This window comes from Bacillus sp. JJ634, from assembly GCF_036962285.1.
GTDB classification, from domain to species: domain Bacteria; phylum Bacillota; class Bacilli; order Bacillales; family DSM-1321; genus Peribacillus; species Peribacillus asahii_A.
In genome coordinates this window covers 30762-56419 of the sequence record NZ_JBALMU010000018.1, presented here as the reverse complement: position 1 = coordinate 56419, position 25658 = coordinate 30762, and the positions used below count along the sequence as shown (strand labels likewise).

The 25658-nt window shown below is 36.6% G+C and carries 22 protein-coding genes and 1 pseudogene; 21 read left to right on the top strand and 2 right to left on the bottom strand.

Annotated elements, in window-relative coordinates; genetic code table 11:
• Positions 1-231, top strand: a pseudogene (locus V7068_RS03630) (hypothetical protein); the annotation flags it as partial.
• Between the two features lie 139 nt (positions 232-370).
• The gene (locus V7068_RS03625; protein ID WP_499711109.1) at positions 371-586 is read left to right on the top strand and encodes a hypothetical protein; all 216 of its coding nucleotides are present in this window, start codon (positions 371-373) and stop codon (positions 584-586) included.
• A gap of 222 nt (positions 587-808) precedes the next feature.
• Here the strand turns inward: V7068_RS03625 and V7068_RS03620 are convergent, their stop codons facing one another.
• On the bottom strand, positions 809-1300 hold the full coding sequence (locus V7068_RS03620; RefSeq protein ID WP_499711108.1) for an RrF2 family transcriptional regulator: 492 nt from the start codon (positions 1298-1300) through the stop codon (positions 809-811).
• Between the two features lie 135 nt (positions 1301-1435).
• Here V7068_RS03620 and V7068_RS03615 point away from each other — a divergent pair, with 135 nt between their 5' ends.
• From V7068_RS03615 to V7068_RS03605, 3 genes are all read left to right on the top strand, one after another.
• On the top strand, positions 1436-2077 hold the full coding sequence (locus V7068_RS03615) for an FMN-dependent NADH-azoreductase (protein ID WP_499711106.1): 642 nt from the start codon (positions 1436-1438) through the stop codon (positions 2075-2077).
• A gap of 1025 nt (positions 2078-3102) precedes the next feature.
• Positions 3103-3570, top strand: coding sequence for a hypothetical protein (locus V7068_RS03610; protein WP_375348733.1), 468 nt, complete (start codon positions 3103-3105; stop codon positions 3568-3570).
• Between the two features lie 384 nt (positions 3571-3954).
• Positions 3955-4365, top strand: a complete 411-nt coding sequence (locus V7068_RS03605; RefSeq protein ID WP_499711104.1) for a putative periplasmic lipoprotein — start codon at positions 3955-3957, stop codon at positions 4363-4365.
• A gap of 373 nt (positions 4366-4738) precedes the next feature.
• Here V7068_RS03605 and V7068_RS03600 read toward each other — a convergent pair whose 3' ends face one another.
• Positions 4739-6421, bottom strand: a complete 1683-nt coding sequence (locus V7068_RS03600; RefSeq protein WP_499711102.1) for a GMC family oxidoreductase — start codon at positions 6419-6421, stop codon at positions 4739-4741.
• A gap of 622 nt (positions 6422-7043) precedes the next feature.
• Here V7068_RS03600 and V7068_RS03595 point away from each other — a divergent pair.
• The 16 genes from V7068_RS03595 to V7068_RS03520 all read left to right on the top strand — a co-directional run bounded on the left by V7068_RS03595 (position 7044) and on the right by V7068_RS03520 (position 25633).
• Entirely contained in the window at positions 7044-7484 is a 441-nt protein-coding gene (locus tag V7068_RS03595) for a YaiI/YqxD family protein (RefSeq protein WP_127759208.1), read from the top strand.
• A 43-nt stretch (positions 7485-7527) separates the two neighbouring features.
• Positions 7528-7719, top strand: a complete 192-nt coding sequence (locus V7068_RS03590; RefSeq protein ID WP_127759209.1) for a hypothetical protein — start codon at positions 7528-7530, stop codon at positions 7717-7719.
• Positions 7720-8056: 337 nt separating this feature from the next.
• Entirely contained in the window at positions 8057-8431 is a 375-nt protein-coding gene (locus tag V7068_RS03585) for a hypothetical protein (protein ID WP_499711099.1), read from the top strand.
• 795 nt (positions 8432-9226) lie between these two features.
• The gene (locus tag V7068_RS03580; RefSeq protein WP_499711096.1) at positions 9227-11122 is read left to right on the top strand and encodes a sigma 54-interacting transcriptional regulator; all 1896 of its coding nucleotides are present in this window, start codon (positions 9227-9229) and stop codon (positions 11120-11122) included.
• 195 nt (positions 11123-11317) lie between these two features.
• Positions 11318-12094 (top strand): enoyl-CoA hydratase/isomerase family protein, encoded by a 777-nt coding sequence (locus V7068_RS03575; RefSeq protein ID WP_499711094.1) that lies wholly within the window; start codon positions 11318-11320, stop codon positions 12092-12094.
• Positions 12095-12413: 319 nt separating this feature from the next.
• On the top strand, positions 12414-13397 hold the full coding sequence (locus V7068_RS03570) for a Bug family tripartite tricarboxylate transporter substrate binding protein (protein ID WP_499711093.1): 984 nt from the start codon (positions 12414-12416) through the stop codon (positions 13395-13397).
• Positions 13398-13505: 108 nt separating this feature from the next.
• Complete coding sequence (locus V7068_RS03565; protein WP_499711090.1) at positions 13506-13997, top strand: tripartite tricarboxylate transporter TctB family protein; 492 nt, start codon at positions 13506-13508, stop codon at positions 13995-13997.
• A gap of 16 nt (positions 13998-14013) precedes the next feature.
• Complete coding sequence (locus V7068_RS03560) at positions 14014-15519, top strand: tripartite tricarboxylate transporter permease (protein WP_499711089.1); 1506 nt, start codon at positions 14014-14016, stop codon at positions 15517-15519.
• Between the two features lie 194 nt (positions 15520-15713).
• A complete protein-coding gene (locus V7068_RS03555) occupies positions 15714-16106 on the top strand; it encodes a PaaI family thioesterase (protein WP_499711088.1) in 393 nt (130 codons plus the stop codon).
• A 259-nt stretch (positions 16107-16365) separates the two neighbouring features.
• Complete coding sequence (locus tag V7068_RS03550) at positions 16366-17541, top strand: MFS transporter (protein ID WP_499711087.1); 1176 nt, start codon at positions 16366-16368, stop codon at positions 17539-17541.
• A 74-nt stretch (positions 17542-17615) separates the two neighbouring features.
• Positions 17616-19016, top strand: coding sequence for an MmgE/PrpD family protein (locus V7068_RS03545; protein WP_499711085.1), 1401 nt, complete (start codon positions 17616-17618; stop codon positions 19014-19016).
• A gap of 28 nt (positions 19017-19044) precedes the next feature.
• Positions 19045-19821, top strand: coding sequence for an enoyl-CoA hydratase/isomerase family protein (locus V7068_RS03540; RefSeq protein ID WP_499711083.1), 777 nt, complete (start codon positions 19045-19047; stop codon positions 19819-19821).
• A gap of 379 nt (positions 19822-20200) precedes the next feature.
• Positions 20201-21379, top strand: coding sequence for an acyl-CoA dehydrogenase family protein (locus tag V7068_RS03535; protein ID WP_499711081.1), 1179 nt, complete (start codon positions 20201-20203; stop codon positions 21377-21379).
• Positions 21366-23486: an acetate--CoA ligase family protein gene (locus V7068_RS03530; RefSeq protein ID WP_499711079.1), complete on the top strand. Its 2121-nt coding sequence runs from the start codon at positions 21366-21368 to the stop codon at positions 23484-23486. Before V7068_RS03535 ends, V7068_RS03530 begins: the two co-directional genes overlap by 14 nt.
• Positions 23487-23579: 93 nt before the next feature.
• Positions 23580-24443, top strand: coding sequence for a 3-hydroxyacyl-CoA dehydrogenase (locus V7068_RS03525; protein WP_499711110.1), 864 nt, complete (start codon positions 23580-23582; stop codon positions 24441-24443).
• Positions 24440-25633 carry a thiolase family protein gene (locus tag V7068_RS03520; RefSeq protein WP_499711077.1) on the top strand — a complete coding sequence of 398 codons (1194 nt, stop codon included), beginning with the start codon at positions 24440-24442 and terminating at the stop codon, positions 25631-25633. Before V7068_RS03525 ends, V7068_RS03520 begins: the two co-directional genes overlap by 4 nt.
• Positions 25634-25658: the final 25 nt, after the last annotated feature.

The following is a 25658-nucleotide window of genomic DNA, read 5'->3' as shown; positions in this document are numbered from 1 at the left end:
GAAGATACGAAAGCCTATTACCAAGACCAACTTGACGACATCCTTTCAAAAGAAGAAGTAAAAATGAAAATGAAGAGCGAACGAAAAGAATTCGCTCTTTTTGTCATGGAGAATTTTAAGAAGTTTCAATCTTTACTCTTTTTGTGTTATGACGGTAATTTAAAAGATGTTGATTTAAGAAAATTCATTTACCGGAAGAGATATGGAACAAGAAAAAATTATTTAAAATAAGAAAAAAATAAACTATCGAGGGCGTTAGTTCAAGAAGAACAGTCACTTCTTGCACTAACGAATGCAGGTTAGTGAAAGAAGAACTGGCTAAAATATTCTTATAGGTAGTATTGATATAATTAGTAAATGGAGGCAAATGATGAACTTTTTTGATTGGAAAATCGAAATGGCAGACGGTTTAAAACCGTATATAGATATTAAAAATAAAAGAATGGTTATTCTTACAACTGAGGATGATGAAATTCATATGGCTTTAGAATTTGATGAAAACAACAATTTAGTTATGCACCCAAGATGGAATATAAACATTATTATCTTAGGTGATAAACATTTGAAATTCACTACAAATTCATAAAGTTATTCTTCAAGTAACGGGTGCGATGCTTTAATAGCACAGGATCGCTTTTTCTTATTGAAGTAACGGGCAGGTTAGTTGAAGAGTGGTGTATATTTTTTGTTCAACAATCGGGCCAGCGCGACAAGTTCTGTTCTACTATTGTGGAATAAAAGTATGTTTTTTAACAAAATAAAGCAGCATAATTTAATATGCTGCTTTCACGGAGATATACGTTTATTTCTAGTTAAAAAACGCTTTGGATTTTTCAATCGTTTCTTTCGATAATACACGCCCTAATTCTTCTGAAAGCCACGACAATGTTTTCATTTTTAAAAAGTCTTTCATCACGCTTTCAGCTTCTAGCATAACCTGATTAATTGTACAGGTAGTATTTGTTGTGCAAGATTGACAAGTTTCATCGTCTTTATATAACTGATTCGATTTTAATATATTTTGACACTGAAAAATCGGCTTCGGTCCCTCAATAGCACGAATCACATCCCAAAAAGAGATGTCTTCAGGTTCTTTTGCTAAAATATAGCCACCTTTTACGCCTGATACAGACACGACAATCCCTGCTTTCGCTAATTTACTGAAAGCTTTTGATAAATACGTTTCTGATAACCCTTGAAATGCTGCTAAATCTTTTATTCCAATGGGCTGTTTCTGTTCACTTTGTAATAAATATACTAAACTATGCATTGTATATTCTACTGTTACACTATATTTCACGCTCAAATCACCTCACTTTTCCATCATAACACGAGAAGTCTTTTTATTGACATAACATTGATGTAGGTATATTTTAATTATAGACAATAATTATCCGCGATAAAAGTTGTCTATAATATTTTAGAGGTGAACAACTTGAAAAAAACATTAATCATTAACGCCCATCCCATCTCAGATTCAACATCTTCCGTTGCGTTAATGGGCTTACAGCATTTTTTAAACACATATAATAAACTAAAAGCTGAGGATGAAATTATTGAAACAATTTCACTATATGATGTAGAAATTCCACCATTATCAAGAACAGTATTTTCTGCTTGGGAAAAGCAAGCTGCTGGTAAAGAATTAACTACTGAAGAAGCACAAACTCTTGCACGTATGACGGAAATATTACAGCAATTCAAATCAGCACAAAAATATATAATCGTTTATCCACTCCATAACTTTAATATCCCTTCAAAATTAAAGGATTATATGGACAATATCTTTATTGCGAAGGAAACATTTAAATATACCGAAAACGGCTCTGTTGGTCTTTTAAAAGATGGTCGTAGTATGCTAATCATTCAAGGTAGTGGTGGGGTTTATACAAATAATGATTGGTATACAGAGGTGGAATATTCTTATAAATATTTAAAATCGATGTTTAACTTCTTTGGTATTGAGGATTTAGACATTTTCCGTGTACAAGGTTCATCAATTTATTCACGTGAGGAATTAGAAGAAAGAGCGAAAGCAGAAGCAACTACATTCGCAAAAGTATTTGCGACTAAATAAATATTCCTCGATAAAAATGAATCAAATTTTTAACAATGGTTCCTAACCATATAAACTAACTAAACAAAAAACCTTTCTAAATGAAAATTTAGGAATACACAAAAACCCGAGAATTGGTGTGAAAACAACATTTTTCGGGTTTTACTTTGAATATAATTACAGGGCTTTAGTTAAAAAAACGCTCTTCAACAATCAGGCACAATTCTTCAATAAGGAATGCGTCTATTTGAATCCCATAACAAAAAGGTATTAAGTTTACGATGGTGTAAAATAAAATTGTGAAGTATTGTACTTAAACTCCCATGAAAATTAAAAAAGCTAAAAAACTGAAAATAAGCATAACAAAATGGACCCATTAAAAACCCTTTTTAAAAAAGGCTGAGCCTCTGAGTAGTATCATTATAGAGTTGGATTGAAAAGTAAAAGCATCATCCTTCTCGTTAGAGTAAAGGCAGGGCTGGTGCAACCAATCAAAAAAAGGATTAATCTCCCATAAGTGCTACCCATAAAGGGCGCAACAGTCTGTGATGCACCGAGATCGTTGGAGTCAGACTAACGGATGGGCTCTATGGCACCATAGTGTATCGACCTTCTTCGCCAGCCGTAGAAACAGTATAGACAGGGATATCCATTTTCATTCTCTGTGGTGAAGCGCTGATTTTTGCGCTTCATGGATGGCTAACGGGTGCTTTAGTTGAAGAAGACCATCGAAATGATGGTCTATTTTTTATGTCTTAAATATCAACATTATTATTGTTTAACAGAGCCTATTTTACAAGCATTAAAAAACGTTAGTTCGATTGTTAAAGTAAGCATTTGTGAATTCGAATGCGTTACAAGGTGAAATATAAATATGGAGAGAGATGTATGAGGTAATATTTTTCTTTCACTAACAAGTGCAAGAGTTGAGGATTGAGGGTTGTTTAGGCAATCCTTTTTCTTATTTGACTAACGGGTCAGATTAATTGAAGAGGAACAACTGATGAAATAGCTATAAATGAAATTTAAAAAGGTGTTGTTATTTTGTGGGACAAGTAAGATTGTACAGAATATCTCTGCTATTAATATTGTTTTTTATGGTTGCAGGAATATTATTGTTTATATTGTCCATTATGGCTTTAAGGGCTGCCCCCATTGTGTCAATTTTGATGGTTATTTTTTCAACTTTCACGATAGGTTCTTCAATTTATCTTTGGCGAAAAAGAAATGAAGGTAAAGGATTTTATTGGGATGATGAAGGAATTGTAATCGACTTAAAAGGAAATAAGGTTTATTGGGATGAAATTGAAGACATTCAATCTTTTAAAAGTAGTACCACCAGTTTTTCAAAGGCTACTGTAATTTACCCTCACTATACAAATCACGAAAAAATAAGAATGCGTCGTAAGAAGTTACTGCCAACACCTGCACATTCAATTGATTGGATTTTAATCGAAAAGCCAAAGGAATTTCACAATAATTTAATGAAAGTTTGGGAAGAAAAAAATAATTAGCAAACATAAAGTCAGATTGCTATTGTTAAGATATATTATGGATTTTTGGATGGTGTTAATCTTGCGGAGGATACCTAATCTTTACTCTTATTTTTTATTTATACTTGGTATTATAGTTATTGGCAGATTTTTATATAAGGATTATGCAGATTATTTTGATTTAGCTTTTATTATCATTTTATTACTTCAAACAATTTATTTGTATCAAAGGAACAAATCAAAAAGACATCAACGTTAATATCCAAGTTGACTAAAATTGTTGAGTATTTCTTAAACAATGAGTCTTTTAGAGTTGCTGCTGCAACTCTTTTTCTTGTTCCACTAACAAAACAGGTTAGCACAATAACCATATATAGTAAAATTAAGAAGAGGTGGTGTTTAAAGATGAAAAAAATCATCAGTTTGACCTTTTTATTTGTTTCAAGTTTGTTACTTGTCGCTTGTTCTGACAAAGAAGAACCATTAACAAGAGTGGATGTTCAACAAGTGAATGAAGAAGGCAATGATGGAGAGGTTGTGATGATTACAGCCCAAGAAAAAATCGATATGATAAGTAAATCTTTAAAACATGTGAAATGGGAGCCTAACACAGAAGTGTCAATGGCGAGAAAAGAGGATATCTTCGCTACTCTATTTTACACATACGATGAAAACGTGCCAGAGAGACTTTATGAATATCGAATTTGGTTTAACGAAAATGAAACAGCAGAAATTATCAGCAACAATGAAAAAGAAGGATATGGAACATTAGATAAAGAGAATTCAAAAAATCTAAAAAATGCTTTATTAAAGTAACGGGTGCTTATGTTAAACAATGGGGTTGCTGTGGCAATCCTTTTTCTTATTCGACTAACTGGCAGGTTTGTTGAATAAGATAAACATTGATAGAAGGTGCATCGCATCAACGTTTTTTGCTGATACTGTATATAACTGCCACGTTAGTAGAAAAAGGTTCAAGAATTACGGAATAAAAAACTCACCAATACTATGGCGAGTTTTGCTTTTTTTAAATAGCTATGATAAAAGGAATGTGATTTTTGATAAAAATTTAGAGAAACTCAACTCAAAACGCAACTCTTTATTTCTAATAAACGACTTTTTCATTATTAATAACAGATGGACTTCTTGTTATTTAGCTTATTCTTAAATTATGCCTGATTTCATTTACTCATTTTTGGTCCCGAATAAATTTAACAGCATTTAATCCAATCATTTGTGCCGGAATGGTAGTATTGCCGTCTGGCAAAATGGGGGAGATAGAAAGATCGGCGACTTTCAGGTTCTTGGTGCCAAAGACATTCAGATATCCATCTACAACGCCGTCACGAATACTTCTGCCCATCCTGCATTGACCTCCAAAGTGGAAGATATTGCGATATGAAGCCTTTACGTAACTTTCTAATTTTTTACGCTGTTCTTCTTTATTGCTTATCTCAAAGATCTTTTCAGGTGGGTAAACAACTTTATAAATGCCTTCAGGGTCGAGTTCACGTGCTTTCTTCATAATGTGATAGGTCTCAATATACTGATTAACCATGAAAGCTAGGTCATCAGGATCTCCAAGCGGATTAAGGTCGATGGAAGGATAAGCTTCAGGGTCGCTGTGTGCAGCCAATATAGTTCCTCTGCTTTTTGGATTTAGGTCAAAAAGTCCAATGCTCATAATATTGCTCTTCTTTTTAGGATCAAAACCCCAATTATTAGCAAGTACATCTTGAGTAGGGAGAAACGTTGGTGTTGAGGATCCATATATTTGTAGGCGGCGACCTCCACTTCTTCCGTCTCCTTTAAAAGCACCCAGTGGAAATGGATTGTCTGGATCTGCAGACATGAGATCTAAAATTCGCTTGGTATTAACTCTCACTCCCATTCCGATTGTAAAATGGGCTTGAAAGTTGTGCCCTACATTAGGGCTGCTTATAAGTGTATCAATACCAGCTCTAGCCAGGTCATCCGGGTTCCCAATTCCAGAACGTTGTAAAATAACAGAGGAAAAATTACCTGCACAAATAATAATCCCCTTTTTAGCGTATGCTCTATTTGTTTTACCGTTTCTGACAAATTCAACGCCCACGGCGACTTGAATTGTTCCATCTTCCTCGAATAGAATTTTATTAACTGTTGTTTTGGAAAAAATAAACAAATTCCTGTTCCCAACTCCAACTTCATCTGGGTGGAACTCATTTCCTCGTGTGACAATTTTTCTATTTAAATATCCTGTAGCAGTAGATGAACGAACGAAGTGTCCATTCACTTCCTTATTTAAAAATTGTGATTTGAAAAATGTACAATCCCTTATTCTGGTATTGTAATCCTCAACAATGGGAATATTCAATACATCTGATGCTGCTTTTGCTAACGTAACGGTTAGCCCATCCTTGGGAATAGTTTGCTGTCTGACAAAAATGGGTCCGCTTCTTCCGCGTTCTTTGGGTTCTTGAGTATTTCCTGTATATGTTTCATTTTTTATGAATAAAGAACTGACATTGTTATAACTCCACTGAGATCCAACTAAGCGCGCCCACTCATCATAAAGTTCACCGCTTCCCCGTACTGCATACATGGCATTATGTTCGGAGCTTCCACCAATTGTTCTACCGCTTGATATTCTAAGCTGCTGATTCCCAATGTTTGGCTCTGGATTTGTAAACATATTAAAGGAATGCCTATTATCAGAAGCCAAAATCCCTGATACCGCACCAGAAGGACTACTTAGCTCTTTAACCATATTTGTTCCTTGTTCAAGGACAATTACAGAGTTTGTTATGTCATCCGATAATTTTTTTGCAATTACTCCACCAGCAGTTCCAGCACCGATTACAATATAATCAAAGGTATTCTTCGGAAACATTACATCATTCCTCTCAAAGTCTAACAAGTTTGATTAAAATCCTTATATTATATGTATGACGAATATCTATGTTTGGTTGAGTGCCCAGTTCATTTCCCTACCTCTGATTCTTTGACGTCTGTTGCCAATTTAATCAATAAATGGGGGGCGAAATTTTTAAAAATAAATAGTAACAAACTAATCAGTTTACTTTTATTGTAAAAAGGAGTAATTTGCGAATAATTTTACTTAAACTAAAGGGTGCTTTACTTCAATAAGGAGTAGAGCCTTTTTTTCTTGCTCCACTAACGAAGCAGTTTAATGTATACAGGTAATCATTCTGTTCATCTATCCTTTTTCTTTTACACCTATAAAATGTGTGACAGTATAATCAAGTATTTATTTCTAAGGTATCCTAGATGCTTTGTTGACTTGTAACTAAAAGCAGATGATTTAACAACCTATTTTCTGGGCGTTTAACTTGGACGACCAATTGCCAAAAAATCCTATAAAGTATAATATGAGGATAAAAATACAGCAGAAGAACTCCTTTATATTATTATATAAAAGTCACCAGTCCCTTTTATAGTTGAAAAAGATTCAGTTAAATAGTAAGTCGAACTTCTTAACAGGAGGAAGAAGGATGAAAATTTATGTGGATGCAGATGCTTGTCCGGTGAAAGATATTATTATTTCTGAAGCAAGGAATTTAGAAATCCCGGTTATCCTTGTTACAAGCTTTTCTCATTTTTCTAATGCAGAACAGCCAACAGGAGTGGAAACCATTTATGTTGATTCTGGAGCAGATGCTGCAGATTATCGGATTGTGAAGTTGGTAGAAAAAGGAGATATTATTGTGACGCAAGATTATGGTCTTGCGTCGCTAGGTTTAGCAAAAGGAATTATCGTCCTCCACCATACAGGATTCAGTTATACAAATGAAAATATTGACCAATTATTGCAAACACGTTATTTAAGTGCAATGGCTCGAAAAAGCGGACAGCGAACAAAGGGACCAAAGCCTTTTACAGCAGAAGACCGGGAGCGATTTAGGGGTCTTTTTAAACAGGTTATTTCTATTTAAAAAATTAGGCTAAACTCAGAGATTCAGAAAGGAGCTAAATATTTTGAAGTACATAAAATCGCAAATGCAACAACTAATTAAGGAAAATAAAGAACTGCATACCCGCTTTAAAGAACTGAAGGCAGAAATGGGTCTTGAAAAAAACAATGCCCTCAAGGCCTTGTACCATTCGGAAGTTGCCGATGGAGGAAAGTACCAGGTAGCTTACCAAGCACTTGATCAGTCCAAAAAGTAAATTCTTTTCTTTTGTTTATTCTTACTAAAATTTTGTTATAAATGTTGGATGGTTATAGGTGAATTAAGTTAAAGGGGTGCTTATCTTTAAGAAGGATAAGTCCCCTTTTTGCGGAAGTTATTAAGCTAACGGGCAGTTTAGTTCAACAAGAATACCTAGCCGATGTTTTTTGCTCTGTTTAAGAATAATGGTGATTTTTGATAACTCTTCGAAATCTTGCTTTCAGTTACCTGTCAGATGGTAAGAGATATAGGAATAGTATATTACTGGATTAATAAAATTGAAACAGGAAGAAAAATGAGGTGATTTTATTTTAGAAAAACTTAGGAAAATTAATATGAAAACTGCTGTATTTATGGGAATTATTTTTTACTCTTTGACTATCTTAATCCACTTTCTTATTATAAGCAAAAGTATTCCATTCATATGGGTTAATGGTGGAAGGTCTGAATCATTCGCTGAACAGCTACCAATATCTGTTATAAATATCGTTATTTCTATTATTGGAGTAGTTTTTACGTTGATTGTTGGTAGAATTAAACTATATAAATACAAAAGAGGAATAACCGTTATATGTTGGTTTTTTGTTGTACTTTGGTCTTTTGGATTTATACAACAATTGTTTGGAACACCTTTTGAAAAAATGGTTTGTTCGTTAGTATTGCTTATTGGAGTTATCTCGAACTTGCGTATGGCGATTGAAAAAAAATAGATGTAACTATTTAATTAATAAGTTTGTGAACAATTACACTTAAACTAAAGGGTAGCTTTAGTGAAATAAGAAATAATTGATTTTATGATTAAGAGCATATTTAGTTATTCCAGAAAAGGGCGTTTTAATGGAATAACAATCACAGAAATAATCAAACTTTTTTATAAAAATAAGATTTAAATCTACTAGATAAGAATCCATTTTGATTAATCTTTTCAAAATAGATGCTTTTTATTTATCGCAAAATACCGGTTTGTGAGATGCTTTTGATTAAACTTTATTTTAAAATTACATTTAATTTAAGTCACCAATATAGATTAGATGATTGCATAAATTTCATATATAAGAGATTTCATTAAAAAGATTGTTGACCTAACTTGGCTTTGACCAGTAGGAAGGCAATCTTTTTACTGTTTTGATTAACTGCTATTCCATGGAACTTTTGACAAAGAGTTTCTTGAAATTAGTACATGGATGGAATAGGTATGTCATTATCTTCTCCTTTGCCCCTGCTAGTACATGTCCGTGCGCTTTTTATGAAATAGGGCATACCAATTCACTCAATTCTGTATACTTTAAAGGTTCCAAATCATATTGTGGTTTCTTTTGAAAGACCAAACACTGTTTAATTTTTAGATGGTTATATAATATTATGTGAAAATAAGAAATGGTATATTATTACTTTTTTGTTAACTGTTCAGTTATTGTCATGTATGATTAAAATATGAACGTTTACCATTTTTTTGCTATTAAAAAGACCATTTAATAGATTATAAGAAAGCGGGGGAATTATAGATGTATTCTAAGATGATTATGACATCGGGGAATCCAGAGTTGACAGCTAAGATTGAAAGAATTGCGAAGGAACTTAACTTTTCAGTAACTGTTGTTGAGGGAATTTTAAACGAAGCAGCCCAAGAAGTAAAAGGACTTGTGTCCCAGGGCGGATTTGAAGTAGTGATAAGTCGGGCAGGGACTGCTAAGGAAATTGCTAAATTAGTCCAATTGCCTATTGTTCATAGTGCTTCTAGTAATTATGATATCTTAGATTCTTTTAAAAGAGCAAAAGATTTCGGAGATAAAATTTGTTTTATTACATACCCGGAAGAAGGTTTTGCCTTTAATTTTGATCAAGTAAATGAAATCGTTGGCTTTGATGTAACGATATTGCCGTATCATACATGGGATGAGCTGGTCAAACAAATAAAAAGGGCAAAAGAAATGGGAATGGAAGTAGTAGTGGGTGGCGGTATTCGGGCACATGAAATTGTTCAAAATTATGGAATGAAGAGTATGAACATTATTACAAGTGATAGAACAATTAAAAGAACATTAATCTTAGCTAGTCAAGTAGCGCAAGACCGAATATTGATTAAAAAAGAGACTGAAAGAATGAAGGCTGTTATTAATGTGACAGAAGAAGGGATTCTCTTTCTATCAAAAGAGGGTCAGATAGAAACCTTTAACCCTGCGGCCGAAAGAATTTTCGGGATAAAGGAATCATTTGTTACAGGGAAGAAAATTGAGGAAATACGAAATCCCCTCCTCTCAAATCTGTTGCGGGAAAAAAAGATTTATACGGACAATGGAAGTTTCCGGTTGCAAAATCTAATTGTTAATTATGAACCGCTTATTGTTGGATTAGATCGGATTGGCACGGTTATTATTTGCCGAGAGATTAGTAAGATTCAAAAATTAGAGAGTGAGATAAGAAGAGAATTGCATTCAAAGGGGTTAATAGCCCGTTTTACATTAGAAGATATTCGGCATAAAAGCGAGCAGATGGAACTCGCCATTAATCTTGCCAAAGAATATGCCTTGACGGATTCGACTGTTTTGATTATTGGAGAAAGCGGAACGGGGAAGGAGTTAATGGCCCAAGGTATTCATAATGCCAGCAACAGAAAGGACGGTCCTTTTGTGGCTGTTAACTGTGCAGCACTGCCAGAAAATTTAATTGAAAGTGAATTATTTGGGTATGTTGCAGGGGCCTTTACTGGTGCGAATAAGGGAGGTAAACAAGGTTTCTTTGAATTGGCCCATGGAGGAACAATTTTCCTTGATGAAATTGGAGAAATTCCTGATTTTATTCAAACAAGATTATTAAGGGTGCTTCAGGAAAGAGAAGTCATGCGAATTGGCGGTGATCGGGTGATTCCCGTTGATATTCGCGTCGTCGCAGCAACAAATCGTAAACTTTGGGATTTAGTAAAAGAAGGAAAGTTTCGGGCTGATTTGTATTTTAGACTAAATGTGCTTCATATGGGGCTTCCTGCTTTGCGATACAGAAAGGAGGATATTCCGATTCTAGTGAATTCCTTCTTACAGAAGGTGGGTTCAAAACTTTCCTTTGAAGATTTCTCTGATAGCCTAAAAAACTTTTTTATGACATACAGCTGGCCAGGGAATATTAGGCAGCTTGAAAATATTATCGAAAGAATACAGCTTGGTGTACAGGTATTTAAAGGAGAAAATGCCTTTATTAATGACATTTTAAGCGAAACAGAAGATGAAGACAGTCAGTTAAATCCAAACGAGTCAATCATGGTCCAATTTGGCACCATGGAAGAGATTGAAAAACAAGTGATTGATAGAATGATGGAATTAAATGATCATAATAAAACAGTCGTTGCAGAAAAATTGGGCATTAGCCGTACTACGTTATGGAAAAAGCTTAGTGAAAATGCTTAATTGTTAAAAATGTGAACGGAGGATAAGGGTTACGTTACTATAATGAACAGGATAATAGCGTTTTTGATTCATTTTAATAGGTATTAAATTGGCACAGTTATTGCTTATATTATTAGTGTAATCAGGACTAATTTTGGTGTGAACGGATTTTTCATCAAAGTAAAGCTGAAAATCAAATGATAGGAGGTGTTGTTATTGGATTGTGTTATTTTGGAAAAGCATCATCATTACGCAATAATTTACTTAAATGAACCTGAAACATTAAATGCGTTTAGCAGAGGATTAAAAGAACAACTATTACTCACTTTACAAGAAGTTGAAAAGGATGAGTCGATCCATATTATCATTCTTGCAGGCAAAGGAAAATCTTTTTGTGCTGGCGGGGATTTAAAGGGAATGGCACAGAAACTCACGACATTAGAGATTAAACAAGGAATGGATCAAGCAGCTAAGATTGTAGAATTAATCCGTCGAATGCCAAAGTTAGTGATTTCCGCAGTTCATGGATATGCAGCGGGAGCGGGGATGAGTCTAGCGTTAGCTTCAGATCTTATTATCGCAGAAGAAGGTTCAAAGTTTTCTTTATCATTTAAAAATGTTGGTTTAATTCCTGATTTAGGTCTTCTTTATCACCTCCCGAAAAAAGTAGGAGAGTGGAAGGCGAAAGAGTGGATTTGGAAGGGAGTCACCATTCCGGTTGAAGAAGCTTATGATTATGGATTCATCTATGAAATTGCTGAGAAAAATCAGTCCTTGGAGAGAGCGCTTGTATTGGCGGAGGATTTAAGGAGTGGTGCACTGCAAGCGTTTATCCATTCGAAATTCATTATTAATAGCTCATCATCGCTGTCCTTCGAAGAGGTTGTTCAAAAGGAGAATATGAGCCAAACATTTTTACGTACGACATTGGATTATAGTGAAGGGGTAAGGTCCTTTATTGAGAAACGAAAGCCTGAATTTACAGGAAAATGAAACTAATATTAGGTTAAAAATTTGAACGATTAAAATACAGATTGTTTAATAACGAAACAGTTAGATGAAAAATTGAGGGATTTTGATGAGGTTAAGTTTGGCATAATTCTTGCTGGTAAAATGAAGTAGGATGAAATTTTTACTATCAGAAATCAGAATATTTACACTTATTTTACGGTTTTGCATTTAATTGAAGGGGGGAATTAGGAAAATAGATAATAGAAAATATTAATTTATAAACTCCGTGTTCAACAAATATTGAAAGCGTTATATTATTTTTTCTGGCTATCAAACTATCTCATATAAGAAGGAGAAATAAATGAAAAAAATTTCATTGTATTTAGTTGTAGTTGCCATGATTATCTTAAGCGCCTGTTCGAAACCTACTGGAAATGCTGCAACGAGTAAAGCAGATGCAGATTTCCCAACGAAACCAATAGAACTTATTGTGCCATATGATGCTGGCGGAGGGACTGATCTGGCAGCAAGGGCATTAGCCAGCAAAGTCAGCGAATATTTACCAAACAAGCAAGCAGTAGTAGTAGTTAACAAGCCTGGCGGAGGAGGTACGGTAGGAAATACTCAAGTATTAAATGCAAAACCAGATGGCTATACATTATTAATGACTTCAACAGGAGCCTTATCTATCCAGCCTAATTATGGAAAAGCAACATATTCCCACGATAGTTTTGCACCTATCATGCGTGTGCTTTCTAATCCGCAAGCAATTATTGTCAAAGAAGATGCTCCTTGGGAAACATATGATGAGTGGTTAGCTTATGTGAAAAAGAATCCTGGGAAATTTACTTATGGTACTGCAGGTACAGGTCTAACTGGTCATATTGCGATGGAGGCTATATCAATGGATGAAAAAGTTAAAGCAAAACATGTTCCGTTCGATGGTGCGGGTCCAGCACTGACTGCATTGTTAGGTGGACATGTTCAGGGTGTAGTCGTTCAAGCTCAAAATCCACGAGCTTTAGTTGAATCTGGTGAGGTTCGTCCGTTAATTAACATTGGCAGTAATAAAAAAGAAGGCTTTGATGGTTTCCCTTGGACTAGCGAAAAAGTTTCAGTAGATGTTTACCATGGACTATTAGCACCTAAAGATACACCAAAGGAAGTTTTAGATATTTTGCATGATGCTTTCAAAAAAGCATTGGAGGATCCAGCTGTTATTGACAAAATTAATAAAGGTGGAGCAAATCCGGCTTATGCAGGACCAGAAGATTTTCAAAAAGAAATCACTGGAAGTTATGAGAAAAGTAGAAATGTATTAAAAGAAGTGGGATTAATTAAGTAAATCTAAAACAATTATACATGTCATCTAAATCATTAATTAGAGTAATGATTTAGATGATAGATGTTCATTCTTTTAGAAAAAAGAAAACATGATAAGGGTGGTGAGTTCGTGCTTAATAATAAAAGCGAAATAGGAGCCGGAGTGTTTTTATTCCTTTTTGCATCGGTTTTTTTTGTACAAGCTCTCGGATATGAATATTTGGGATCGTTAGGTCCAGGACCAGGTTTTTTTTCAACTTGGATAAGTGGAGCGCTTGCTATTTTATCACTTTTATATATTTATCAATCTTATAAAAAGGGTAAAACAAAAGAAAAAACAGTAGAAATAGAGGAAGAAGATAGCACATCAGAAGAAAGTGCGCCAAAAGAGAAGTCATTTGGAAAAATAGCCTATATCGTTGGATGCATGGTGTTTTACGTACTAGCACTTAATTTTTTGGGTTTTGTATTAACAACGGCGATTTTCCTTTTTGCACTGCTTTTTAAGGAATATAAATGGTATACGAGTCTTGGTATTGCTATTTTCGTATCAATCCTCTTGTTCTGGTTATTTGGATCTTTATTAAATGTGGCTTTGCCGGTTAATGTATTAGGTTGGTAAGGAAGGGAGGAAAGGTATGGAATCTTTGCAAGGACTATTGGTTGGTTTTCAGGAAGCACTAACCGTTTGGAATATTATCTATTGTATTATTGGTGTGTCAATGGGGATGTTTGTAGGTGTTTTGCCCGGGCTGGGTCCTGTTGCTGGAACAGCCCTGTTAATCCCAATGACATTTGGGATGGAACCTGTATCTGCGATTATTATGTTAGCAGGTATTTACTATGGTTCAATGTATGGCGGGACGATTACATCCGTTCTTATTAATACCCCTGGTGAATCAGCGTCTGTTATCACTTGTATCGATGGACATCAACTAGCGAAGCAGGGGAGGGGCGGAACAGCCCTAGGAGTTGCTGCAATTGGTTCCTTTGTCGGTGGAATTGTGGCCGTTTTAGGACTTACTTTTCTAGGTCCTCCATTAGCACGCTTTGCCTTAAAATTTGGTCCTCCTGAGTATTTTGCTCTCATGCTGCTTGGATTGTTATTAATTGTAGGGTTAATGGGGAAGTCAATAATAAGAGGGCTTATCGCTGCTTTATTTGGATTACTATTAGCGTTAATTGGTATGGATCCGATTTCAGGAGAATTTCGATTTACTTTTGGACAAATGAATTTAATTGAAGGTATTGATTTTGTGATTGTGGCTATGGGTCTTTTTGGAATATCAGAGATTCTTCTCAATGCTGAAAATAAAATGAAAATGGATAAGCCAGCTAAAGTTCAAGGGATGCTGCCAAGGAGAGAAGAATGGAAGCCAACAATGAAATCGGTTGGAAGAGGAACAGGTATTGGAATGTTAGTAGGATTAATACCTGGTGCGGGGGCAACTATCTCCTCCCTTATCTCTTACTCTGTTGAGAAAAAAGTGGCAAAGGATTCTTCTCGATTCGGGAAAGGGGCAGTTGAAGGAGTTGCAGGACCTGAAACGGCTAACAATGCTCATAGTGGTGCCGCCCTCATTCCACTTTTTACACTCGGTATTCCTAGTTCGCCAACGATTGCTGTATTATTAGGAGCCTTTATGATGCATGGTTTGGCTCCGGGACCACAATTATTCCAAAATAACCCTAATTTTGTTTGGGGCATTATTGCAAGTATGTTTATTGGTAATATTATCCTCCTTATTTTTAATCTTCCATTAGCAGGATTATGGGCGAAGATTGCACTTGTTCCATATAAGCTATTATTCCCATTGATTCTTATTATAACAATGGTGGGAACCTACAGTATTAATAATAGCTTGTGGGACGTAGGGTTAATGATTTTATTTGGAATCGTGGGTTATATCATGAAAAAATTAGATATTCCTGCTGCAGTAACCGTCTTAACATTTGTTTTGGGAGGTCAAATTGAGTCTTCATTTCTTCAATCACTTGCGTCATCAACAGATGGTTTTCTCATCTTCTTTATGCGCCCGATTTCTGGTACTTTAGTTGCTATCGGTTTGCTTTTACTCATTTTCAGCACATTAAATGGATTTAAAAAGAAGAAAGAATTATTAGATGGTGATTTTGAAGTTTAAATAAGTTCTCTATTAAATGGTACTTTCCAGTTTAATAACTTTTTAGAAAAGGGTATACCCTGAAAACATTGGTTCAGGTACCGCGATACACAGCAGTAGTTTATATAATAGTAAGTCGAGCTCGCAGTAATTAAAGAAGTAAAGGATTTAGTTACTGCGGGATTGAAAAAAATAAAAAGTGTTAGGTGAGGAAAATGGATAAACAGATAAACAATGGAATGAAGAATAATCCTTATTGGAAGCATATTGGCTTAAAAGAGATAGAGTTAAGGGAAGGGACTGCTATTTTAGAACTTCCCATTATCTACGAGATTACACAGAGCAGAGGTAATGTTCATGGAGGAGTGATTGCGAGTTTAGTTGATGCAGCTGTGGGTGCAGCACTTCGATCTCTCCTTCCTGATGGTAAAGCAGGGGTTACAGTGGAATTAAAAGTGAATTACCTTCGTCCTGCATCAGGTGATAAGTTGATTGCAAAAGGTCGAGTCATCAAAAAGGGCAATTCCCTTGTAGTTGGAGAAGCTACCATTTTAAATGATGAGGAAAAAGAAGTTGCTGTTGGGTTGGTAACTTATATTTTGAATTAGCTACTAGATATTTTTTATCTTCTGTACGCATCGGATTCTGGTGCTTTAATTCCTAAAATTTAATAGAAGGTGATTTGGAAGTTTAAATAAGTCCTTCCATTAAACAGGATATCACTTTCCAGTTTAATAACTTATTAGAAAATCCCTGTTTTAGATATGAAAACAGGGATTTATTGTTCTAACAAGATGTACCGATGAAAAGAGAGTAATGTTTGATATATGTATAAATCATTTTACAATGATTCATCGTGGAGGAAGTATGAAGCGGAACCTTTTATATATGGTTACTCCTTTTATTTTTATTTCAGTCTTTGCAGCAAGACCTATGACATCATTATTTGCAAACGAGTTAGATGCAACAATGTTCGAAATTGGGATGATCACTGCCTGTTATTCGATTGCACCGCTTATTATCGCCATTTTTGCCGGGCGTTATATTGATCGATATGGAGAGAGAATTCCGATATTCATTGGGTCATTAGGGTTATTTATTTCTTTATGTCTTCCATACCTTTTTCCAAGTGTTCAAATTTTATTTATTTCACAGCTCATGTTAGGTGGGTCTCAATTACTTGCTATTCTGGCCATTCAAAATGGAGTAGCGAAGTCAACAACAAATAAGAATCGTGATCGTTCAGTTGGGACATTTAGTCTTTTCTCTTCAGCTGGGATGCTAATCGGTCCTATTATTGGCGGATATGCAACCGAGCATTACGGCTTTCAGCTGTCATTTATGATTCTAGCATTTGTTCCATTTGTCCCTATGGTTCTATCTTTTTTCATTTCTAAATCTTCTAGAACTTCTTCCCTGTCAAAGAAAGAAAACTCTACGAGTATAAAAGAGTTGTTTCGAATTCCTGGCTTATCCCGATTGGTGCTGGTCAGTATGATAATCTTATCAGCCTTAGATATATTCTATGTCTATTTTCCGTTGTATGCCCAATCCATTGGATTAAGCTTTTCACAAATAGGATTACTTTTAGGAGCACAGGCGACTTCCAATGTTTTGGTAAGGATTTTTATGCCAAGATTAATCCTTATGTTTGGCAGGGTGACTGTACTGTGGATATTTATGATGATTGGTGCCATTTCTTACGGGATGATTCCGTTTCTTCATCAATTTTCTTTGCTTTTTGCCGCTTCCTTTCTATTAGGAGCAGGTCTAGGTGTCACCCAGCCATTAACGATTGTCCTCTCATACAATGTTTCCCCTCTTGGGCGAACTGGGGAGGTATTAGGAATTCGGCTGGCCTCCAACAGGCTTGGCCAAACGGTTATTCCATTTATTTTTGCTAATTTGAGTACATTAATCGGGTTAGGACCAATTTTATTTATGAAAGCGATTGTGCTCGTTGCAGGTGCATTAACGGCCCGCGGAATTATTGACAAGGTGAAGCAAGAAGAAATGTCAGAAGGAAAGGTAAAGGTTCGTTAAATAATAGACTTACTATTAAATACAAAAATAATATCGGTGAGAAACGTTATTATAAATTAGGAGGAAAAATGAATATGAATGGCAAGAACACAATCAGCGTTTTAAGTTCAGAAAAAGGTAATCAGTTCATAGACTATCAAAATATTACAGAAAGATTGGCAGCCCATGTAGCTAATGTTAGAAATGTTCAGTTGGATGAAGGGGTAGTTCATCAAGTGAAAAGAACTTGTTTAGATTATCTCTGTGCAGCAATTACAGGATCGAACACGGAGGTAAGCAGACTTGTATATGAATACTTAATAGCATCTGAAGGAAGAGGAACGACAAACCTCATTGGGTATCACTTGGGATTATCAAAAGGGAATGCTGCCTTCTTAAATGGGACGAGTGCTCATTGCCTTGATATGGACGATGGACATACAGGGGGATCGGTTCATCCTGGAACTGTTGTATATCCAGTTGTATTTGCTATAGCGCAATATGTAAAACCAACATTTGATGAATTGGTAAAAGCCATTGTCATCGGTTATGACGTTTGCCTAAGAATATCATCTGCTATTCATCCATCATCAAGGCAGCGAGGTTTTCATAATACACCAGTAGCTGGTATTTTTGGTGCTGTAGCAGCGGCAAGCGTATTATATGGATTGAGAAAGGAAGAAGTCCAGAATGCTTTTGGAATAGCTGGAAGCTTTGCCGGCGGGATTTTTGCTTTTTTAGGCACGGGATCGGAAGTGAAACGGATCCATCCTGGACAGGCTGCACGTGATGGAATTGCCGCAGTTGAACTGACAAGGAAGGGATTGTCAGGGCCGAAGGAAGTGCTGGAAGGAGAAAACGGTCTTTTTCAGGCCTTTGCAGATGGGAAAGTATCCGTGGAACGAATGTTTAAAGATATCGGTGAAACATATGAAATTATGAATATATATTTTAAGCCATATCCTTGCTGCAGGCACTTACATTCTTCGATTGATGCTGTTTATGAATTAAAAACGAATGCACAGATTCAGCCGCAAGAGATTGCTGAAATTCGTATAGGCGTTAATAAGATTGCTTATTTACATCGCCATAAGAATTGTCAAACACTGTTGGATGCACAAATGAGTTTGCCGTATGCGATTGCTGCAGCGGTGTATCATCCAGTATTGGAGGTTAATCATTTTCAACCTGAGCAGACAAAAGAAACTATTAGCAAGCTAGCGCAATTAGTTGAAGTATATGTGGATGAAGAAGCTGATCAACATTATCCTGCACAACGGGCGGCAAGGCTAGAAATCAAGCTCAAGGATAGCACGACACTGACCTGTTATGTGAAAAACCCTCTAGGAGAGCCTTCAAAACCATTAACAGATGAAAAACTAGAAATGAAATTTATTGCCAATTGTTCTTCTATTATTGGTGAAGAAAAAGCCAAGTCGATTGTACAAAATATTAAAAATCTCGAGAGGAATGTAGAAACTCTTTATTCTATTTAAATTCAATATGTAAAAGGAGGAAATAGAAATGTGCTTTGAAAATATTCTTATGTATAAAGATGGAGCTATTGGTGTAATCAAGATTAATCGGCCTGAAGTGAGAAATGCACTAGATAATCAAACCGTTAGTGAAATTGAACAAGCATTACTGCAATGGGAAAATCATGAAGGCGTGAAAGTTATTTTACTTACAGGGGAAGGAACGAAATCCTTTGCTGCAGGTGCTGATATTAGGCAGTTAAGAGAAAAGAGTGCAGCCGATGCCTTGTTACCGGGTCTTTCGGGATTATGTCAAAAGATCGAGCAAAGTACGAAAGTGACCATTGCAGCGATTAATGGTTACGCTCTTGGAGGCGGATGCGAACTAGCCATTGCCTGTGATATCCGTGTGGCTGCTTCACATGCTAAAATTGGCTTGCCAGAGCTTAGTTTATCAATCATTCCAGGTGCTGGAGGAACTCAAAGATTGTCAAGGATGCTCGGGAAAGGGACAGCTCTTGATATGATCTTAACGGGTGACATCATTACGGCGGAAAAGGCTGAAAGGATTGGCTTAGTTTCGACTGTTGTACCGATAGAGGAATTATGGGAAACAGTCGTTGGAAAAGCTCACAAAATCATTGAAAAAGGGCCAATGGCAGTAAAATTAGCGAAGATGGTGATTCATCAAGGGTATGATATAGATATAAAGGCCGCTTTAACATTAGAAAAATTTGCTCAAGCTATTCTTTTTAATTCTGATGATAAATTAGAGGGGACAACGGCCTTTTTAGAAAAGAGAACACCTCATTATCAAGGAAAGTAACATCATTTGTTCACGAACTAAACACCGCTATTTAAAAAATAAACAGACGAGCTCAAATGAGTTCGTCTGTTTTTGTTTGTTTTTTAAACAGTTGTGTTCAAATGATAAACAAGGAAGCGGAATTTTTGCATTTTTGTAAAAAGTCTTTGTTCATGATGAATGTTGAAAAATGCTTGCGGGACATGTGGTCAGATTTCTTATTTAGCATAGATAACAGGATGAACCCATGCCCCATAGGCATTCGGAGCATCAAAACCAGTGCTCGACAGTGCCAATAAAAACATTATGATAAGCGTTTATTAAAGTTGGCACGCATCTTGCTAATATTAATTATGAAAGCAATTATTTATCAATCATACCAAAAGGGGGAGAATTTAAAATGGATTTTAACTTAACTGAAGATTTACTAGAATTACAAAAATGGGCAAGAAGCCTTGCGAAGGAAAAGTTCTCAGAAAAAGCATATACATGGACAAAAAATCATGAAGTACCTTGGGAAAACGCTAAAATTCTAGCGGAAAATGGCTTAATGGGTATGACCCTTCCGATTGAGGATGGCGGTCAAGGAATGTCATTAGTAGAAGCGATTATTGTCATGGAAGAAGTAGCTAAAGTTTGTCCAAGTACAGCTGATATGCTGCAAGTCGGAAACTTCGGGGCGATTCGTCAATTGGCTGCCTATGGATCAAGAGAACTGAAACAGCGTGTCCTTCCAACGATTTTAGCTGGTGAGAAGCTTATCTCTGTTGCGATGTCAGAGCCTAACGCAGGTTCTGCGGTTACAGACTTAAAGACAAAAGCTCGTATTGAAGGCGATAAAGTCATTATTAATGGATCAAAAGTGTTTAATACACATGGACCGCATAATTCTTATTATGTTGTTTGGGTTAATTTTGGAGACAGTGTGAAAACGTGTGGTGCTGTATTAGTGGAAAGAGGCGCTCCTGGCTTTACGATTGGAAAAACGGAAACGCATATGTCTGGTGAAGAGCATTGCGCATTGTATTTTGAAGATTGTGAAGTCCCAGTTGGTAATATTTTAGTTCCTGATAATGGATTTAAACGATTGTTTACGATGTTTAACATTGAACGGATGGGAAATACATCAAGATCATTAGCATTAGCACAAGCTGCCTTTGATATGGCTGTACAGCATGCAAAGGAGAGGGAACAATTTGGACGTCCGTTAGCTGAATTCCAAGGAACTCAATGGAAAATAGCTGAAATGAAAATGAAGTTAGAAGCTGGAAGACTTCTATTATATAAAGCTGCATCAAATGCGGATAAAGGTGCTCCAAATCCTTTAGAAGCGAATATGGCAAAGGCTTATATTAATACTACTGCATTTGAAGTAGCACATGAAGCAGTTCAAATATTTGGCGGTTATGGTTATTCTACAGACTACCCGTTAGAGTACATTTTTAGAAGAGTTAGAGGTTGGATGATTGCCGGTGGGACTCCGGAAGTATTGAAAAATAAAATTGCTGAAGATGTATTGGGTATGAGATTTAGTCAAAGAAGACCAAAGACAGGGGGAGAAAAAGTTGTCACAAAGTAATGCTAGCGTTGCTGTAGAAGAACAACAACTCTTTTTAATGGAGCATGAAGGAGCCCAGCTTTTACAAGAGCTGGGGCTTCCAGTTGCACAATCCCAACTAGTTAAAACGAAGCAAGAAGCAGTTCAGTTTGCAGAGAAAATCGGATATCCTGTTGTACTGAAAGGGATGTCTAGAGATATTGTCCATAAGACAGAAGCAGGAATCGTTAAAATAAATGTCCAGAATGCGGATGAAGTGGAAGCAGCCTTTACCGAGATTATGCAGAACGCTTCAAATTACGATAATAAGGCGATCATGGCAGGAATTCTCGTACAAAAAATGGCTCCAAAAGGAACAGAATTAATCTTTGGAGTGAAAAAAGATCCTGTATTTGGGCACCAGCTTGTGATTGGATTTGGAGGAATCTTTGTTGAAATTATGAAGGATTTTGCCATGAGAATGATGCCAGTTTCACTAGAAGATGTTGAAGAAATGCTGCAAGAATTGAAAACATATCCGATTATTAAAGGCTACCGTAAACAAGAAGGATTGAATCAGAAGGTTATAGCAGACATTTGTCTTGGATTAAATGAATTAGTAGAGCAAAGACCCGAAATTGAAGAGTTAGACTTAAATCCAGTTATTTTTGCAGCCCAAGATGCTTTCATTTGTGATGTTAGGATTTTACTAGGGGATAAGAATGGAACAGGACACAAGCAAAGATCACTTGAAAATCTTGAGAAAATGATTAACCCTGCCTCTATAGCAGTGGTCGGTGCATCGGCAAACGAAAAGAAAAATGGAGGACGGCTTTTTCGCTACCTGGTTGAAAATCAATTCCCAGGCAAGCTATACCCTATAAATCCAGGTGCCTCAGAAATTAAAGGGTATAAAGCTTACGGAAATATCAGAGAGGTTCAAGAGGATATTGATTTAGCTTGTATCATTGTCGAGGCAAAAAGCGTTCCAAAAGTCATGGAGGATTGTATTGCAAAAGGTGTAAAAGCAGTTATTGTATACTCCTCCGGCTTTGCGGAAGTAGGGGAAGAAGGGAAAAAACTTCAAGAAGAGCTCTTGAATCTTGCAGAAAAAGGAAACATTCGTGTGCTTGGGCCAAATTCCATCGGGATTGCCAGCCCATCTAAAAATATTTATACCGCATTTGGAGCTGCATTAGAATCAAAAGTGAAGCCAGCGGGAAATATTGGCTTTATTTCACAAAGCGGTGCAATGGGAAGTGCCCTCTTAAGCCGTGCATGGGAACAGGGTGCCGGTTTTAGCAGATGGGTCAGTGTTGGAAATGAAGCTGACTTAACCACGACAGATTTTATCGAAATATTGGCTGAAGATGAATCAACAAAGGTGATTACTGTCTTTATGGAAGGAATAAAAGATGTCAATGCATTTGAAAAAGCAACAGCCAAAGCTTTGAAGGCAAAGAAACCAGTATTGGTGTTTAAAACAGGAAGATCCGCAGTTGGAAAAAGAGCCGTGCAATCACATACAGGTTCTATTGCAGGGGATGATGCAGTTTATTCAGCTGCTTTCCAAAAGCTAGGCGCTCTAAGAATTACGAATTTAGATGAAATGATTGATGTGTCAAGAGCCTTTACTGTTCAAAAGTTACCAAAGGGTAATCGTATTGGTGTATTGACCGCTTCAGGCGGCGCCTGCAGTGTCATTGCGGATCTGTGTTCGGAAAAGGGGTTAGTGGTTCCTGAATTAGCAGAAAGTTCAGAAATAATAAAAGAGCTCATCCCACCATTTGGTAACGCACAAAATCCAGTAGATGTGACAGCAGAAGTCATTGCTAAACCTGAAATGTTCAAAAAAGTGTTGCAAATACTTGCCGAAGATCAGGAGATTGATGGAGTCATTGTAATGTTAACCACGAATGCTGATCCGGGTGCTGCGGTTATTGCTGAAGCCATTATGAAGGTTCAGAGAGAGCAAGACAAACCGATTGTTGTTGGGCGCTTGGGAGCAGATGGTATTGCTCCAAAAGCAATGGCACTATACGAGGAAAGAAATTTCCCTGTCTACGCGTCTCCAGAACGAGTCGTGAGTGTCATGAATTATCTAGTGAAATATAGTCAATTGCTAAAAAATGATATAGACCTCTATTGAATACGATGTTTGCCTGCGTGAAAGAAGAAAGCAATGAAACGAACCTTTCACGCAGGATTGATTAAAAAGCATAATGAGAACGGAGCGGAAACGATGAAGAAAATAGCTGTAATCGGAAGCGGCCTAATGGGAACGGGAATTGCCTATGCCGCTAGTGTGAATCATTTTCAAGTACAGCTTCAGGATATTAGCACGAAAGCATTAGAGAAAGCTGAAGCTTATCTTAAGGCAGAAATGAAAAAAGCTGTTGAACGAGGATTTATGACAGCAGAAGAAGAAATCGAAAGCTTTAACCGAATTACCTTTACAACAAGTATAGAGGAAGCAGCAGGGGAGGCAGATCTTGTCATTGAGGCAGTCCTCGAGAAGATGGATCTAAAAATCGAAATCTTTAAAAAGCTGGATGACATTTGCCCAGAACACGCAATCCTGGCGACCAATACGTCCACGATGAGCCCTACTGAAATTGCAGCCCAAACGTCAAGGCCTGATAAATGTATCGCCATGCATTTCTTCAATCCACCTCACAAAATGAAACTCGTGGAAATCATCAGAGGGTTAAATACATCGGATGAAACCTATGAATTAGTTAGGCAGGTTGCAGAGCAAATGAAAAAGGAAACCGTTGAAGTCAATGAATTTCCCGGATTTGTCACAAGCCGAATGAATTGCTTAATAGGGAATGAAGCGATGAATATGCTGATGGAAGGTGTCGCATCTGCTGCAGATATTGATAAAGCCATCAAATTAGGATTAAACCATCCAATGGGGCCGCTTGAAATGGCAGATCTTGTAGGGTTGGATACGCGGCTTCGTAATATGGAATATTTGTATCAAACCTTAGGAGAAAAATATCGACCATGCCCACTTATAACAAAATATGTGAAGGCTGGAAGACTTGGAAAGAAATCAGGAATTGGTTTCTATGATTATCGTAATGAGGTGGAAAGCAAATGAGAAATGCAGTTATTGTTGATTCAGTTAGAACAGCTATCGGTCGTTTAGGCGGCAGTTTAAAAGATGTCGAAGTAGATTATCTGTCAGCAAAAGTATTGGATGAAATTATCCTCCGTACAGGGATTGATAAAAATCAAGTGGATGAAGTGATTTTAGGACAAGGTAAACAAAGTGCTGATTCTTCTAATCTAGCAAGACTTTCATTATTGCGGGCTGGATATCCAATAGAAGTACCAGGCTACACTATTCATCGTCAATGTGGTTCAGGACTTCAAGCCATTAACAATGCCGTGCAGCAGATTCAATGCGGGCTGTCAGATGTGGTTGTTGCTGGCGGTGCGGAAAGCATGAGCACTGCCCCTTATTATCTTCGAAATGCTCGATATGGATATGGTGCTGGGAACGGTGAGATTTTAGATCCAAATACGGAAAGTCAGCCTAGGTCACAGCCAATAGATGTTTATGGGAAATTGAATATGGGAATCACAGCAGAAAATTTAGCGGAAAAATATCATATTTCCCGTGCTGAACAGGATGAATTTGCTGCCCGCAGTCAAGAGTTGGCTCTATCAGCTATAGAAAAGGGTATTTTTAATAAAGAGATTGTTCCATTTGAGATAAAAGGGAAAAAACAAACGGTTGTATTTGATCGAGACGAACATCCACGTCAAACATCCTATGAGAAACTCTCTACCTTAAAGCCTGTTTTTAAAGCTGATGGAACCGTTACAGCTGGAAATAGCAGTGGGAGAAATGATGGTGCTTCGGCATTGCTTGTTATGTCAGAAGAATCGGCAGCAAAACAAGGATTACAGCCAAAGGCAAGAGTGATTGCACAAGCAGCATCTGGTGTTTCTCCAGAAATCATGGGAATTGGACCTGTTCCTTCTACATTGAAGGCATTAAGAATGGCAGGGCTAACCTTTGATGATATTGGCTTGATTGAATTAAACGAAGCTTTCTCGGCCCAAGCATTGTCCGTTATAAAAGAATGGAATATAGGCTGGGATAAAGTCAATGTAAACGGCGGTGCCATTGCTCTTGGCCACCCGATTGGAGCATCAGGCGCTATCTTAATGACAAAATTATTGCACCAAATGGAAAGACACGGCGAAAAGTATGGCCTAGTAACTCTTTGTATTGCTGGAGGTCTAGGTATTACGACAATCGTTGAGAATTTACAAATTTAATTATAAAGGGATTTATTAAAGGGTA